This is a genomic window from Aeromonas sp. 602658 (genome assembly GCF_049173005.1).
In the GTDB taxonomy this organism is placed as follows: Bacteria; Pseudomonadota; Gammaproteobacteria; order Enterobacterales; family Aeromonadaceae; genus Aeromonas; species Aeromonas veronii_A.
In genome coordinates, this window is record NZ_JAAKRF010000001.1 from 191,309 (window position 1) to 206,259 (window position 14,951).

Consider the following 14,951-nt stretch of genomic DNA (forward strand, 5'->3'; position numbering starts at 1 on the left):
CACACAGGGCGCGCCGAACCTGGAGCCGGCGATTTTAAAGGGGGGCATGATAAAGAATTCGGGGCTCAGTTCTCCCCTTTTGTTGCCGCAAAGGACTGTTTCGACATGTAGCAAAACGAGTTGGAGAGAAAGAGAGCAAGATTCGGGTCGTCCCGGCGAGGAGCGGTTGCCATAGTGGGGATCAAACCCAAGTCAGTTGGAACCTATTGGGGTTCCAACCCACTGCCAACCTTGTGAGCCACTTAGCTGGCGCACAACACACCTGCGAGGGAACTGCCATGTCATTACTGTCCAACAAGGTCGCCATCATCACCGGCGCCAGCTCCGGCATTGGTCGCGCCAGCGCCATCCTGTTTGCCCGGGAGGGAGCCAGCGTCGTCGTCGGCGCCCGCCGCCAGCCCGAGCTGGATCTGCTGGTGGAGGAGATCCGCCATGAGGGGGGCCAGGCGGTGAGTCTGGCGGGTGATGTGAAAAGCGAGAGTTACGCCCGCGATCTTGTTGATCTCGCGCTAACCCGTTTCGGCGGGCTCGATATCGCCTTCAACAACGCAGGTACCACTGGCATGCCGGGCAGCGTAGAGGAGCTTGAACTGGCGCAGTGGCAGGAAATTCTGGATACCAACCTCACCAGCGCCTTTGTGGGAGCCAAGTACCAGATCCCCGCCATGCTGGCACGTGGCGGCGGCTCGCTTATTTTTACCTCTACCTTTGTCGGCCATACCCTGGGGCTGCCCGGCATGGCGGCCTATGCGGCGAGCAAGGCGGGCCTCATTGGCCTGACCCGGGTGCTGGCTGCCGAGTATGGGGCACAAGGGGTGCGGGTCAACGCCCTGCTGCCGGGGGGTACCGACACACCCATGGGGCGGGCTTTTGCCAATACGCCAGAGAGCCTCGCCTTTGTGCAGAATATGCATGCCCTCAAACGGCTAGCCCAACCGGAGGAGATCGCCCGCTCGGCCCTTTATCTCGCGTCCGATGCATCCAGCTTTACCACCGGCATTGCGCTGCTGGCCGATGGTGGGGTATCAATTTGTCGCACATGACCTTGTCGCCCCCCACACCCTGCGACCGCAACCTTATCGTGAGAGCGCCTTATGTCTGATTACGCCCGCATCGCCGATGCCATCCGTTTTATCGCAAGTCAGGTGGAGCGCCAGCCCACTCTGGACGAGATAGCGGCGCACGTTCACTTAAGTCCCTTTCACTTCCAGCGGCTGTTCAGCCGCTGGGCCGGAGTGACGCCCAAACGCTATCTGCAGGTGCTGACCCTGGAGCGGGCCAAGGCGCTGTTGCAGGAGTCGCGCCCGCTGCTGGAGGTGGCCGATACCCTGGGCCTTAGCAGCGGCTCGCGGCTCTACGATCACTTTGTGCAACTCGAAGCGGTGACGCCGGGCGAGTACAAACAGCGCGGGGCCGGGCTGGTTATCGATCACGGGGTGCACGACACCCCCTTTGGTCAGGCATTCGTCGCCCTGACCCCGCGGGGGGTGTGCAACTTCTCGTTTCTCGATGAAAAGGCCCCAGAGGTGCCGCTGGCCGCCCTCGCCCATAACTGGCCCGAAGCGGAGCTCCGGGAGGCGCCATCACGCACCCAGAACGTCATCAACACCATGTTCGATGGCAGCAAGGCGCCGGATCGCCCCATCTCCTTGCACGTGAGCGGCACCAACTTTCAGATCAGCGTCTGGCGGGCGCTGCTGCAGATCCCGCCCGCCAAGGTGGTGAGCTACGCCCAGGTGGCGAACGCCGTCGGCAACCCCAAAGCCGCCCGCGCCGTGGGGCTGGCGGTGGGTGCCAACCCCGTCGCCTTGATGATCCCCTGCCACCGTGTCATCCAGCAAAACGGCAAGCTCGGCGGCTATCACTGGGGCGAGACCCGCAAACAGGCGATCCACGCCTGGGAAGCGGCGAGGTATGAGTGAAGGTGGCTTTTTCTGTCCGTCTGATGAGGAACACAGGCATCTTGGTAGTGAGTAAGCAGACAATCAGGCAGCGCCAGACAGCGTGTGGCGATATAAAACGGGGACATAAAAAGATTCGGGGCGCAAATCGCCCCTTTTGTTGCTTTGGCAAGGAATGGCGCTTGCCCCCCCAGCGGGTCGAAGATACGTAGGGTGCAATAAGCGCAGCGCATTGCACCATTTGCCGAGCGGCGTTTGTGCAAGGTATGAGGAACAAAAGTAGAGGTGCAATTTCATTGCACCCTACAGCACTAGATAATTTAAATCAAAGCCTCAAAATGTCATATATAGCTCACCAATTTCAAATGTTTATTGTTTGATTTTTGTTTTAAAACCCAAAGCATTATCATATAATCAAAGAAAAATTAAGGATTCAAGAATGACTAACAAAGAGATTCAAATTCAATCCATTATTACTGAACAAAAAGAACGTTCCAAACAGTATATTGTTGTCAGCTCAGCCTCACTTTTCGTACTAACCGCGGCAATTAATTTCCTCCCATTTCGTGACACAATTAACCCCATAACCTATAGCATATTAAACTTTGGCATATTCGCTATATTTGTGGGGGTGTCAGTATTTTGGTACTTAGCAATTAAGCCCTCAACACATCTTTATAAGGAAGTGATTTCTTATGCACCAAAACCAATGACTAATGCTGAACGATTGACTAGAGTAAATGAAATTTTTGAAGCAGTAAATTTGTACGAAGATTATATTAACCAATCAATAGAAAAACATGATCTATCAGAGTTGGAGTCTTTTATTTCTGTACGCAGAGATGTCTTCCCCACTCACCATGAATTCAGTTCCAAATCAGATAAAAATATAAACCTGTCGTCTGAAGTAAGTAGAAGATTATTTATCACCGCTTTGTCTTCAATCAAAAATGGATTGGAAGTGGAGCAAAATACTCCCCTGCGAGATAAAATTAGCAGTAGTGTTAGCATAGAAGATAAAAGAAATAAAAATGATGCCATTGCTCTAGGAGAAAAATTTACAGATCGACTTCAAAAAGAGATTGAACAGTTGACTCGGGGTGCAAATATTTACATTACCTTTGGTTCAGCAATCACAGTTGGCGCAGCAGCAATTTTATTTTACACTGTTACTGATTTGTCCAGTTATTTTAACAGCCCTTTTTCAGATACAAAAACAGCCCTAACATCAACAGACTGGTTCAGTGTAATATCTCGTTTTTCAATTGTTGTTTTTGTAGAGGTTTTTGCTTTTTACTATTTGCGACTATATCGTTCGACAATGGATACAGTTAAGTACTACCAAAATGAAATAACTAATATTGAAATGCGCTTAATGGCAATTTATAGTTTACAAACACTAGCAACTCCAGATTCTGTATCAGCTAGTACGCTAATCTCATCATTATCAAATTCTGAAAGAAACTTTGTTATTCAAAAAGGACAGACTACTGTGGATCTAGAAAAGCAAAAAATTGACTCTACTCAAATCAGTTCGATCTTTGATGGAATAACAAAGCTAACTAAGGTTGTGCGTAAATAATGAAATATTCCCCCGTGGAAGACCTCTAATTTCGGCTAGTTTTTCAAAGTGTGAGATAGCAGTTCAAAAGTGATTAGATGTTGAAAAGACGCCCTAAGGCGTCTTTCTTATTTCCAAGATTTAGAGCAAACAGGTTGGAAGCTATTCCCCCTCCCCGCTTTGCCCCGCACCCAATCAGATCGGGGTAATGGAGGTGATATGGGCATCCCCGTCCAGTGATTTGAAGATCTGTACCACAGCTTCGCCATGGATCGGTTTGGCAAGCGGCACAGTGCTCTTGCACTTGAAGCGGTAGTTGGTGCCAGCCACCACCTGAGTGGAGACTTCAAAGGGTACGTACTGCACCCCTACAAATCCTTTCAGCGCCTGATCAAATACCGCCTGATCCTCGGCGGTCAGCTTGTGATATGCGGTCCATCCACCCACCAACACTGCTTGTTCTGACATATCAAACTCTCCGTGCTCTATGATCCCGACTCGTTTGGCCGTTCGGGCTGCGCCCCGTTGATTCAAGTGGTTTCCGGTCTCCACCGGGGTGTCATCAATGCCGGTTGGCACGATAACGATGGGCAAATTTGCGCAGCTATCTGCAACTGGATCAGCCCTCCCCCCAGCCACGAGCCACTGTTGATAGCGGGCCCAATTGGCATGAGAGAGCCTAGTGCGGGATGGCAAAAATGCCCCTGTCATATATGACAGGGGCAAGGTGGCAAAAAAGCTGCTCGAAAAAAGAAGATGTGTTGCGCAAACGATTGAGAAAAGAAAAGACGCCTCAAGGGCGTCTTTTTGCATTTTTATGCTCGAAGGGCAGAAGGGCGCGAGCAGCTTATTCCCATTCGATGGTTGCGGGCGGCTTGCCGGAGACGTCGTACACCACGCGGGAGATACCATTGATCTCGTTGATGATGCGGTTCGACACGTGACCGAGGAAGTCGTACGGCAGGTGAGCCCAGTGGGCGGTCATAAAGTCGATGGTCTCGACGGCACGCAGGGCAATGACCCAGTCATATTTGCGACCATCGCCCATCACACCAACGGAGCGCACCGGCAGGAAGACGGCGAACGCCTGGCTGACCTGGTTGTAGAGGTCGGCTTTGCGCAGCTCTTCGATAAAGACCGCATCGGCGCGGCGCAGAATATCGCAGTACTCTTTCTTCACTTCGCCAAGGACGCGCACGCCCAGACCCGGGCCCGGGAACGGGTGACGGTAGAGCATGTCGTAAGGCAGACCCAGCTCGAGGCCAACGCGGCGCACTTCGTCTTTGAACAGCTCGCGCAGCGGCTCGACCAGACCCATCTTCATCTCTTCCGGCAGGCCGCCGACGTTGTGGTGAGACTTGATGACGTGGGCCTTGCCGGTCTTGCTGGCAGCGGATTCGATAACGTCCGGGTAGATGGTGCCTTGCGCCAGCCACTTGGCGTTTTTCAGCTTTTTCGCTTCATCATCAAACACTTCGACGAAAACGCGGCCGATGATCTTACGCTTGGCTTCCGGCTCGTCAACACCGGCCAGGGCAGAGAGGAAGCGCTCTTCCGCTTCAACCTTGATGATGTTCAGACCAAAGTGGTCACCAAACATCTCCATCACTTGGGCGCCTTCGTTCAGGCGCAGCAGGCCGTTGTCAACGAAGACGCAGGTCAGGCGATCGCCGATGGCGCGGTGCACCAGCATGGCGACCACGGAGGAGTCGACACCACCGGAGAGACCGAGGATCACTTCATCGTCACCCACCTGCTCGCGGATGCGGGCAACGGCGTCGTCGATGATGGTGGCCGGGGTCCAGAGGCATTCGCAGCCGCAGATGTCTTTGACGAAGTGTTCCAGCATGCGGGCACCCTGACGGGTGTGGGTCACTTCCGGGTGGAACTGCACGCCGTAGAAGCGCTTGGCCTCACACGCCATGGCCGCGTGGGGGCAGGTCGGAGTCTGGGCGATGGTGGTGAAGTCGGCCGGAATGGTGGTGACCTTGTCACCGTGGCTCATCCAGACATCCAGCAGGGCATTGCCGTTGTCGGCGATGGCATCTTCGATGTTGCGCAAGAGGGCGCTGCTCTTGCCGGCTTCGCCCAGCACTTCCACCTTGGCGTAACCGAATTCACGCTCGGTAGAGGATTGCACCTTGCCACCCAGCTGCTCGGCCATGGTCTGCATGCCGTAGCAGATGCCGAACACAGGGACACCGGCGTTGAACACATACTCGGGGGCGCGCGGGCTGCCAGCCTCGGTCACGGACTCGGGGCCGCCGGAGAGGATGATGCCGCTCGGATTGAATTCGCGGATCTGCTCTTCGGTTACGTCCCAGGCCCACAGTTCGCAGTAAACGCCGATTTCGCGCACGCGGCGGGCGATCAGCTGGGTGTACTGGGAACCGAAGTCGAGGATAAGGATACGGTGCTGGTGAATGTCTTTAGTCATTTTATTCCTGCATCAGGCTGATGTTGTCACAAAGGGCACGGGATAAAAAAAGGGTGGAAAAACGGGGCGCAGGGCCCCGTTTTATCAGCCCATCCGATAGTTGGGGGCTTCTTTGGTAATGGTCACATCGTGGACGTGGGACTCTTTCATCCCGGCGCCGGAGATGCGCACAAATTCAGCTTTAGTGCGCATGTCGTCGATGGTGGCGCTGCCGGTCAGGCCCATGGAGGAGCGCAGGCCGCCCATCTGCTGGTGGATGATCTCTTTGAGGCGACCCTTGTACGGCACGCGACCTTCGATACCTTCCGGTACCAGCTTGTCGGCGGCGTTGTCGGTCTGGAAGTAGCGGTCGCTGGAGCCTTTGGACATGGCGCCCAGAGAACCCATACCACGGTAGGATTTGAAGGAGCGACCCTGATAGAGCTCGATCTCGCCCGGCGCTTCTTCAGTACCGGCGAACATGGAGCCCACCATGACGCAGCTGGCGCCCGCGGCAATGGCCTTGGCGATGTCGCCGGAGAAGCGGATACCGCCATCGGCAATCACCGGAATACCGGTGCCTTCCAGCGCGTCAACGGCGTCGGAGATGGCAGTGATCTGGGGCACACCCACGCCAGTTACGATACGGGTAGTACAGATGGAGCCCGGGCCGATACCGACCTTGACCGCATTGACACCGGCAGCAGCCAGCGCCTTGGCGCCCGCGGCGGTCGCCACGTTGCCACCGATGATCTGAAGATCCGGATAGGCATCGCGAGTGGCCTTGATACGATCCAGCACGCCCTGGGAGTGGCCGTGGGAGGAGTCGATCAGCAGCACGTCAACACCGGCTTCAACCAGCGCAGCGACGCGCTCTTCGTTGCCGGCACCGGCACCAACCGCAGCACCGACCCGCAGGCGACCCTTGTCATCTTTACAGGCGTGGGGCTTGCGCTCAGCTTTCTGGAAATCTTTAACTGTGATCATGCCCTTGAGTTTGAAGTCGGCGTTGACCACCAGCACCTTCTCGATACGGTGCTTTTGCATCAGGGCAACCACCTCTTCACGAGGGGCCCCTTCACGCACGGTGACCAGACGATCTTTCTGGGTCATGATCTGTTCAACGGTCTGGGAGAGGTCAATCACGAAGCGCACGTCACGGCCGGTGATGATACCGACCAGCTGATTGCCGTCAGTCACCACGGGGTAACCGGCGAAGCCGTTCTTGTGGCTCAGCTCCTTGATTTGGGCGATGGTCATGTCAGGGCGCACGGTGACGGGGTCAGTGACCACGCCGCTCTCGTACTTCTTGACCTTGCGCACTTCGGCAGCCTGCTGCTCGATGGACATGTTCTTGTGGATAAAGCCGATACCGCCTTCCTGGGCCAGTGCGATAGCCAGACGGGCTTCGGTCACTGTGTCCATGGCAGCGGAGATCATCGGGATGTTCAAGCTGATGGCGGAGGTCAGCTTGGTACGCAGATCGGCAGTATTGGGAAGAACTTCGGAGTGGGCGGGAACCAACAGTACATCGTCGAAGGTTAACGCTTCTTTGGCAATCCTGAGCATGGCAATATCTCACCGTTGAGGAAGTGGGGGTGTAAAATATTGCCGACGAAGTTTACTCACGCATTGGTCACTGGTAAAGAAGTTTTTTGAATTTTTTATGGCATAGCCCTCTTTTAGGCGGCCAACGGCGCAAAAAACTAATAAATTCAGCTGTAATCATGCCTTTTTTCACGACAAGATGATCTTTTTTGTCGTTGAGCCCCTTTCTCCCTCCAACCTCCCGGAACAGCATTTTCAATGATCCAATTATGTGCAGCCGGGTGTTCAGTTTCCCTGATAGCGACCTGGCTTGTGCCAATTCATCAGCATGGCGTTCATCGCCAGCGCACTCAGGGTGGACCAGAGCAGCAAGGGCAGTGGCAAGGTGAGCAGGGAGAGTGCAAACACCAGCACATCAAGCACCATCTGGCTCTTTCCCGCGTTGATGCCAACGCGCCGTTGCAGCCAGAGCGTTACCACCCCGGTGCCACCTACGGAGGCATTGTGGCGCGCCAGAGACAACACCCCCATGCCGAGAAAGGTGCCCCCTACCAAGGCGGCAAACAGTGGGTGGACATAGCTCACCGTCAGCAGCAGCGGTACCGCCTGGGTGGCCGCCGAGAGGGTAACGTTGACGATCAGCGTCTTGATGGTGAAGGCGCGCCCCATGGTGAAGTAACAAAACACCATGAAGGGCATGTTGACCATGAAGAACAGAACCCCGATGGGCAAACTGCTGACATGGGCGAGCAGCAGGGCGATGCCCGCGATGCCACCGGTGATCATGCCGGAACACTTGAGCAGGTTGAGACCGACCGCGATAAACATGACCCCGAGCACCATGCCGTAAACATCGTCCTTGAGGGTGTGGGCCAGGGCTTTGGTCGCCGGCACGGGCGACATGGTCATTTCACTCTCCATATGACTCCTCTCCATGTTTGCTGTGACATCAGGGCACCAGTCACTGGGCCGAAGGGGTCGGCATACTCGGGCGCCCTGGCCATTTCCCCTGCCGGTCCCCCTGCCGACATCACAAGACTCAGCAAAAAAAGCGCCAATCAACACAAGCATCCAGGATAAGCTGAAAAATCAAATTTAAATTCCGACATTCTGCCTATGACAGGAGCAACACACCCATTCATGGGACAAACATCAGGCTGCATCAGCATGTTTGACCAGCCACACTGAAGGCAGCTCACCATCTTCCCTTTTAAAGCCCGTTATTAAGTGGATCATGTTGATATGGTGCCACATGGCAGCATGAATCATGCTCGTCACAGGAGGGGCATAGGGTGGATACGGCATATTTCTCCAAGGTGGGTTCCTGCTGCCAATGTCGATGATGCGCACCACTTTGGGGCGAAAGCACCATAACAGAGCAAGCCACCCTCGGATGCCGCTTGCTCCCAAGCGATGTCGACGCTACTGCTTATTGCCTTCCCCGTCTGGTCCATCTCCCTCGATCCCTTGATATGCGGCATAAAAAAGTCGGCCCCAAGGCCGACTCGCTGCACACTGTGACAGGCTTTCCTTATTTGAGATATTTACCGTCAACGCCCACCTTGCCCGGGCCGTTCAGTACCCAGACCCGTGCCGAATAGGCGGGCACCGCAAAGCTCAGACTGCCGTTGCTGACGTTCTGACTCGCGCCGGTCACCGCATCCGTATAGGTGCCGTTCTTCAGGCCACTCAGGTTTATTTGCTGGGCCGAACTGGCCGCGAGGCCCACGGCAGCGTAGCTGCCTTGAGCGCTCAGGTCACGCACGAAGCTGATGCCGCTGCCCCACTCGTTCACCTGGCTCATGGGCGCCTTCTGCAGGGCGGGCACCGCCTTGCGGAGCTGGTTCAGGCGCTTGATGTGCTGGTAGAGCGGGTGGCTCGGGGTGGCCGGGTTGTCCAGCACCTCCCCGTAGTAGGCACGACCAGTCTGATCCACCGTCATGGTGGCCCCGTCGATATCCTGAGGCTTGCCCGCCTGGAACATCACCTCCTCCCCGTAGTAGAGGGTCGGGATGCCCCGCGCCGTCCAGAGCAGGTTGTAGGTCATGGCCGCATTGCCCTCTTCCCCGCCGTAGCGGTACTTGAAGTCGTTGTCCGGCCCCACGTCATGGTTCTGGAAGAAGGTGATGAGCTTGGTGGCATCCCCATAGACCCAGTCCATGGCAAAGATCCCGCCCACCCCGCCAAAGCTCCCCCGGGTGACGTTGTCACGGAAGGTGGAGAAGAGGGAGAAGTCCAGCACAGAGAGGCCGGAATCGCCCCCTGCCCGGGGATCCGCCGGGTTCGGCGTGGTGCGGGTATACCACCAGGGACGGATCACCGCCGAGGCATTGTCGTTGGCCAGCTCAGAGCCCCAGCCGGTGCCCTTGACCAGGTTCTCGCCAAAAACGAACAACCCCGGCTTGTGGGCCTGCCAGTCGTGGACATAGGTCAGCAGCTCGTCCCGCTCGATGTGCTTCAAGGTATCGATGCGAATGGCGTCAACCCCCATGTCGAGGTACTGGCGGATGGCGCCGTTGAGGTAGTCCTTGACGTTCTGGTTGCCGGTGGCGAGATCGATGCAATCCCCCGCCATGTGTTTGCGCTGCAGGGCGAGCGGGCTCTCCCAGTCACCGCCTGACATGAAACCGTCCAGGTGATACCAGGCGGGATCCAGGGTCTGGGCGTCGATGCCGAAGAAGCGGTTGGGGTTGTAGCCAGCACTCGGCACGGTGGCGCCTGTCTTGGGGTCCACCAGAGGCTGGGTGCCCGCCGGATCGGACTGGCAGCGGGCCTTGTACCAGTCGGGAGCCACCGGGTTGTCGTCGTCACAGCGGTTGGCGCTAGCGTAGTCCCCGAGGTTGCCCTGATAGGGGCCGTTGTTGATGAGCCCCTGGCTCGACCCCGCCGGTACGTAGTATTTGACGGGCAGGCGATCGATCCAGGTCTTGCCGCGCAGGCCGTACTGGCTCGAGTGGTTGAGCACCACATCCTGGATCACCTTGAGCCCCTTGGCGTGGGTCGCCTGGATGAACTCCCGGTAACCCGCCCCCGGCGACTCCAGACGGGGATCGACCCGGTAGAAGTCGTAGGCGTGGTAGCCGTGGTAGTCTAGGCCGGAGCGATTCTCCACCGGTGGCGTCACCCAGATGGCGGTGAAGCCGAGATCCTTGATGTAGTCGAGCTTGGCGATCAAGCCCTTGAAGTCGCCGCGCCAATGGGGATCCCCCGCCTTGTAGCGATCCCGGTTATGGTAGTTGTTGCTGGCATCGCCATCATAGAAGCGGGCGGTCAGCAGGAAGTAGATGCTCTCGGCACGAAAATCGCCGCTCGCTACCCCCTGCTCGCCGATACGGTACTCGAAGCGCTGCTCGCGCTGATTGCCGCTGGCGTCAATGGCAAGGGTGCGGATCACCAGATCGGTGCCGCTCCCCTTGTCGCTCGCCACCAGGGGCTGGCCTGCATAGCGGGCCGACGCCGTGGTGGGCTGGCTGCCGTCCGTGGTGAAATGCACGGCGGGGGCGCTGTCCTGATCGTCGCTCACCCCCAGGGTGATGGACTGGTTGTCCAGATAACTCCCCGGGGCCGGGGTGACCGTCACCGTGGGGGCCTGCAGATCGGCCCCGGCCAGCGTCTCCACCTCGATGGCCTTGCGCAGGCTGTCAAAGCAGATGCGATAGCGGGTGTTGGCGCTGACCAGGTAATCCTGGGCCGGATACGCCTCGGTCCAATCCCCCTTGTGGTCAATCTTGAAGCGGGGGTTGTTGCTGCCAAAGGCCTGCTCGGTGCAGAAGGTGGTACCATCCTCGCTGGTCATGGGGGTGAGCCCCCAGTTGTTGGTCGTGCCCCGGAAGTACCAGCTGTCGCTGCTCTGTCCTGCCCCGACCATCACGCTCACGCTGCTGCTGCCCTTGGCGCCCTGATCGTCGGTGACCGTGAGGCCATAGGTGAAGTTGCCGGTCTGGGTGGTGCTGACGACGATGCTCTCCGTGGTCTCGCCGCTGCTCCACAGATAGCTCGTGATCTGGCCGTCGGGATCCGTAGAGTCGCTGCCGCTCAAGGTCAGTGACGCCCCCTGGGTCACATTCACCGTGCCCCCCGGGGTGATGACCGCGAGCGGCGGCTGGTTGTCATCCCCAAGGGGGGTGATGCTGTAGACCAGGGTCTGGTCGTTGACCTGGATGCGCACCGTACCCACGGCGCTCCAGAAGATGTCGCCGCCACTTTTCTCAAGCACGCCGTCGCCGTTGCTGTCGCCAAAGTTGACGGCCCAGTCGCCAGCCTGATCAAACTTGAGGCGCTGGCTCGCCTTGCCATCCATGTAGGCTTCCACCTGCCACAGGTGATCCCCTACCAGAGTCATGGGGAGGCTGGCCCAGCCGTTGAAGGTGCCGCGTACGTTGAGCTGCGGCAAGGTGCTGGCAAACCCCGAGGCCTCGCAACTGGCCACCGCCGTCGCGCTCACCGCCTGAGTGCTGGCGTTGATACGGATCTGGTACGCCGTGTTGGCATTGACCCCGTAGTCGGCCGCCGGGTAGCTCTGCTGCCAGTTGCCGTACCTGTCTATCTTAAAGCGCGGGCCGCCGCTGGCATCCCCGCTCACGAAGCGCTGGCAGGTATCAAAATTGACGCCGTCCGTCGACGTCATTGCGGTCGCCGCCCATCCATTCGCGGTGCCCCGGAAGAACCACTCCGCCGCCGACGTCGGCGCCGTGATCAGGGTTCCCAACAATCCGGCCGCGAGTATCCATCTAGCCATTGATAGTCCTTTATTTTCATTGTTTTGTGTGTGATGCCGGTGTGCCCCGGCATTCCCCCATCCGCTACAGTCCCGCCTTCGGATGAGCCCGATCAGTCTAGAGTTCCCCATAACCAATTCATGGCGAATGCGCGCAAAATGTGACCACCATCGACTTCGCTATTGGCTGTATGTGATTGATAGCGCTTTCATTTCCATGCAACACCGATTTGCAGGGAGGAGTGACCAACCTGATCCATTGACTCGGCGGACGAGGTGAAGTGGGGTAAGATGGCGACATTGTTTCTCTCCTCCGCCTTCGCTGGCGAGGAACCGTGCGCAGGAACCGCCTTGAACTATCGCAACGAATCCGGCCAAAACAGGCAACAGCAGGTCTTTACCGTCACCCGCCTCAACAGCGCCGTGCGCATGATCCTGGAGCAAGATCTGGGGCTGGTGTGGCTGACCGGCGAGCTCTCCAACCTGGCGATGCCAAGCTCCGGCCACTGGTATTTCTCGCTTAAGGACATATCGGCGCAGGTGCGCTGCGCCATGTTCAAGGGCAACAACCGGCGGGTGGCGTTTCGCCCGCAGGATGGCATGCAGGTGCTGGTGCAGGCGCGGGTCTCCCTCTATGAGCCGCGCGGCGACTACCAGCTGATCATCGAATCAATGCAGCCGGCAGGCGACGGCGTGCTGGCGCTGCGCTTTGAAGAGCTCAAGCGCCGCCTCGGCGCCGAAGGGTTGTTTGACGAGAGTCGCAAGCGGCCGCTGCCCCGCGAACCGCGGGCGGCGGGCCTTATCACCTCCGCCACCGGCGCGGCTTTGCACGATATGCTCACCGTGCTCAAGCGGCGTGCGCCGGATCTGCCGGTCTTTATCTACCCGACTCAGGTACAAGGCAGCGCTGCCATCAGCCAGATCGTCGCGGCGATCGCCAAAGCGAACCAGCGCGCCGAGGTGGATGTACTGATCGTTGGCCGTGGTGGCGGGTCGCTTGAAGATCTCTGGTGCTTTAACGAAGAGGCGGTGGCGCGTGCCATTGCCCACTCAGCCATCCCTGTGGTGAGCGCGGTGGGCCACGAGGTGGATGTCACCATCAGCGACTTTGCCGCCGACTTGCGTGCCCCTACCCCGTCGGCTGCCGCCGAGCTGGTTGCGCCGGATCAGAGCGCCCGTGCCCAGCGTCTGGTTCACCTCAAGCAGCGGCTGCTGCAGGCGATGAGCCGCCAGCAGACCGCCGCCCGCCACGATTTCATCCTGCTGCAAAAGCGGCTCGACCATCAGGATCCGAAGCGGCGGCTGGAGCAGCAGTCCCAGCGCCTCGACGAGCTATCTACTCGTTTGCAGCAGCTGCTACGCCAGCGGCTGCATCAGGGTGAGCGGCGCCTCGCCAACCTTGAGCTGCGCCTGCAGGGCAAAAGTCCGGAGCGCCTCTTGGCAGCTGGCAAGCGCCGCCACCAGCTGGCCGAGGAGCGGCTTCATGCCCTGATTGCCAAGCGGCAAGACCTTGCGAGCCACCGCCTCGCCATGCTCACCGCCCGCCTCGACGGGGTGAGCCCGCTCGCTACTCTGGGTCGCGGCTACTCCATCACCCGCACTGCGCGTGGTGAGGTCATCAGCCGCGCCGATCAGGTCAACCGTGGCGACCAGCTCATCACCACACTGGCGCAAGGGAGCCTGCAGGTACGGGTCGAGGAAGTTATCAAAGACGCCGAGCAGTAGAACGGCTACATCAAACCACCAGCCAATCTGCCATTCAGCCCGGCAATCAGCCAAAAACAAAGGCCACCACCGCAAACAAGGTGGTGGCCTTTTTTATATCGGGTGCAGCCGCCCGCTCACCCCTTAGCGCGGCGGGCGACCAGGGTGAACTTGTAGTCATCGCTCTTGAAGAAGTTGCGACTGAACTCGAACACTGTGCCATCTTGCAAGAAGCCACGGGAGACCTTCTCGATAATGGGCTTGGCAGGATCGATACCGAGCGCCTCCACAACCTGCGCCGAGGGGAGCACCGGAATGATCTCCTGCTCGCTGCGGTCAATCACCAGCTGCTTCACCTCTTCGATGTAGTGGTACTTGGAGCCCTGCATCACCGCATAGCTGAGGTCGGGGAAGAGAGCGAGCGGCATCCAGGTCTCCTCCAGCGTTACCGCGATCTGGCGAATAAAGCGCACCCGCTTGACGTAGTAGACCAGCGCCCCCTCCACCAGATTGAGCCGCTCGGCCAGCTCGCTGCTCGCCTTGATCACCTCGAAGGCGAGAATGTCGCTGTGGGTCTCGACCGCCGGATCGGTCACCTTCTCGTAGAGGCTGGTGAGCTGATAGATGTCGTAGTTCACCTTCTCCTGCCGAACATAGCTGCCGCTGCCCTGAATGCTCTCGATGACGTTGAGTTCGGTCAGCTGCTTGAGGGCCTGACGCACCGTCACCCGGCTCACCCCGAACTGCTCGCGCAACTCGGCTTCGGTGGGCAGGGCATCGCCGGGGGCCAGCTCCCCTTGCGCAATCCACTGCTGGATGGTGTCGGCTATCTGGCGATACATGGGTTTTTTCGACACGAAAGGCCACCTCGTCGGCTCTGCGCCATGATAAATGGAAGAGGCGCCATTCTACCCCAGTTGCCCGGCAGACAAAACGGCTCGGCCTCATTTGACCTAACAAATCACCTTGAACTGACAATACAAAAACAATACAAATAATGAATTGTATGATACCACTCACAAAAATCAGTCGGCCGGTTTGTTAGCATCGCTGTCACTTTCACCATGACGGCTTGCTGGCAAGCCAACCTGACAGAGGATCATC

10 protein-coding genes are annotated in these 14,951 nt (G+C 58.1%); 4 read left to right on the top strand and 6 right to left on the bottom strand.

What is annotated here, in order from left to right; all coding sequences use genetic code 11:
- Positions 1-278: 278 nt before the first annotated feature.
- From G5253_RS00800 to G5253_RS00810, 3 genes are all read left to right on the top strand, one after another.
- The gene (locus tag G5253_RS00800) at positions 279-1,043 is read left to right on the top strand and encodes an SDR family oxidoreductase (RefSeq protein WP_139429661.1); all 765 of its coding nucleotides are present in this window, start codon (positions 279-281) and stop codon (positions 1,041-1,043) included.
- A gap of 51 nt (positions 1,044-1,094) precedes the next feature.
- The gene (locus G5253_RS00805) at positions 1,095-1,922 is read left to right on the top strand and encodes a bifunctional transcriptional activator/DNA repair enzyme AdaA (RefSeq protein ID WP_158113125.1); all 828 of its coding nucleotides are present in this window, start codon (positions 1,095-1,097) and stop codon (positions 1,920-1,922) included.
- Between the two features lie 418 nt (positions 1,923-2,340).
- Positions 2,341-3,483, top strand: a complete 1,143-nt coding sequence (locus G5253_RS00810; RefSeq protein ID WP_266133896.1) for a hypothetical protein — start codon at positions 2,341-2,343, stop codon at positions 3,481-3,483.
- Positions 3,484-3,657: 174 nt separating this feature from the next.
- Here G5253_RS00810 and G5253_RS00815 read toward each other — a convergent pair whose 3' ends face one another.
- The 5 genes from G5253_RS00815 to G5253_RS00835 form a co-directional block, all read right to left on the bottom strand.
- Positions 3,658-3,930: a hypothetical protein gene (locus tag G5253_RS00815; RefSeq protein WP_005337011.1), complete on the bottom strand. Its 273-nt coding sequence runs from the start codon at positions 3,928-3,930 to the stop codon at positions 3,658-3,660.
- A gap of 379 nt (positions 3,931-4,309) precedes the next feature.
- Positions 4,310-5,899 carry a glutamine-hydrolyzing GMP synthase gene (guaA, locus tag G5253_RS00820; RefSeq protein ID WP_266133895.1) on the bottom strand — a complete coding sequence of 530 codons (1,590 nt, stop codon included), beginning with the start codon at positions 5,897-5,899 and terminating at the stop codon, positions 4,310-4,312.
- Positions 5,900-5,983: 84 nt separating this feature from the next.
- Positions 5,984-7,447 carry an IMP dehydrogenase gene (gene guaB / locus G5253_RS00825; protein WP_005360033.1) on the bottom strand — a complete coding sequence of 488 codons (1,464 nt, stop codon included), beginning with the start codon at positions 7,445-7,447 and terminating at the stop codon, positions 5,984-5,986.
- Positions 7,448-7,711: 264 nt separating this feature from the next.
- Entirely contained in the window at positions 7,712-8,335 is a 624-nt protein-coding gene (locus tag G5253_RS00830) for a YitT family protein (protein WP_100654792.1), read from the bottom strand.
- Positions 8,336-8,957: 622 nt separating this feature from the next.
- Positions 8,958-12,164: an alpha-amylase family glycosyl hydrolase gene (locus G5253_RS00835; RefSeq protein WP_266133894.1), complete on the bottom strand. Its 3,207-nt coding sequence runs from the start codon at positions 12,162-12,164 to the stop codon at positions 8,958-8,960.
- Between the two features lie 330 nt (positions 12,165-12,494).
- Between G5253_RS00835 and xseA the strand changes: the two genes are divergently transcribed.
- Positions 12,495-13,868 carry an exodeoxyribonuclease VII large subunit gene (gene xseA, locus G5253_RS00840; RefSeq protein WP_266133999.1) on the top strand — a complete coding sequence of 458 codons (1,374 nt, stop codon included), beginning with the start codon at positions 12,495-12,497 and terminating at the stop codon, positions 13,866-13,868.
- A 116-nt stretch (positions 13,869-13,984) separates the two neighbouring features.
- Here xseA and G5253_RS00845 read toward each other — a convergent pair whose 3' ends face one another.
- Complete coding sequence (locus tag G5253_RS00845; protein ID WP_075115913.1) at positions 13,985-14,704, bottom strand: GntR family transcriptional regulator; 720 nt, start codon at positions 14,702-14,704, stop codon at positions 13,985-13,987.
- Positions 14,705-14,951 lie beyond the last annotated feature (247 nt).

Bases quoted from the DNA above. Each gene is read 5' to 3' on its own strand.
- G5253_RS00815 (WP_005337011.1), bottom strand. From the start codon at position 3,930: ATGTCAGAACAAGCAGTGTTGGTGGGTGGATGGACCGCATATCACAAG.
- G5253_RS00800 (WP_139429661.1), top strand. From the start codon at position 279: ATGTCATTACTGTCCAACAAGGTCGCCATCATCACCGGCGCCAGCTCC.
- G5253_RS00835 (WP_266133894.1), bottom strand. From the start codon at position 12,164: ATGGCTAGATGGATACTCGCGGCCGGATTGTTGGGAACCCTGATCACG.
- G5253_RS00830 (WP_100654792.1), bottom strand. From the start codon at position 8,335: ATGACCATGTCGCCCGTGCCGGCGACCAAAGCCCTGGCCCACACCCTC.
- G5253_RS00805 (WP_158113125.1), top strand. From the start codon at position 1,095: ATGTCTGATTACGCCCGCATCGCCGATGCCATCCGTTTTATCGCAAGT.
- guaA (WP_266133895.1), bottom strand. From the start codon at position 5,899: ATGACTAAAGACATTCACCAGCACCGTATCCTTATCCTCGACTTCGGT.
- G5253_RS00810 (WP_266133896.1), top strand. From the start codon at position 2,341: ATGACTAACAAAGAGATTCAAATTCAATCCATTATTACTGAACAAAAA.
- guaB (WP_005360033.1), bottom strand. From the start codon at position 7,447: ATGCTCAGGATTGCCAAAGAAGCGTTAACCTTCGACGATGTACTGTTG.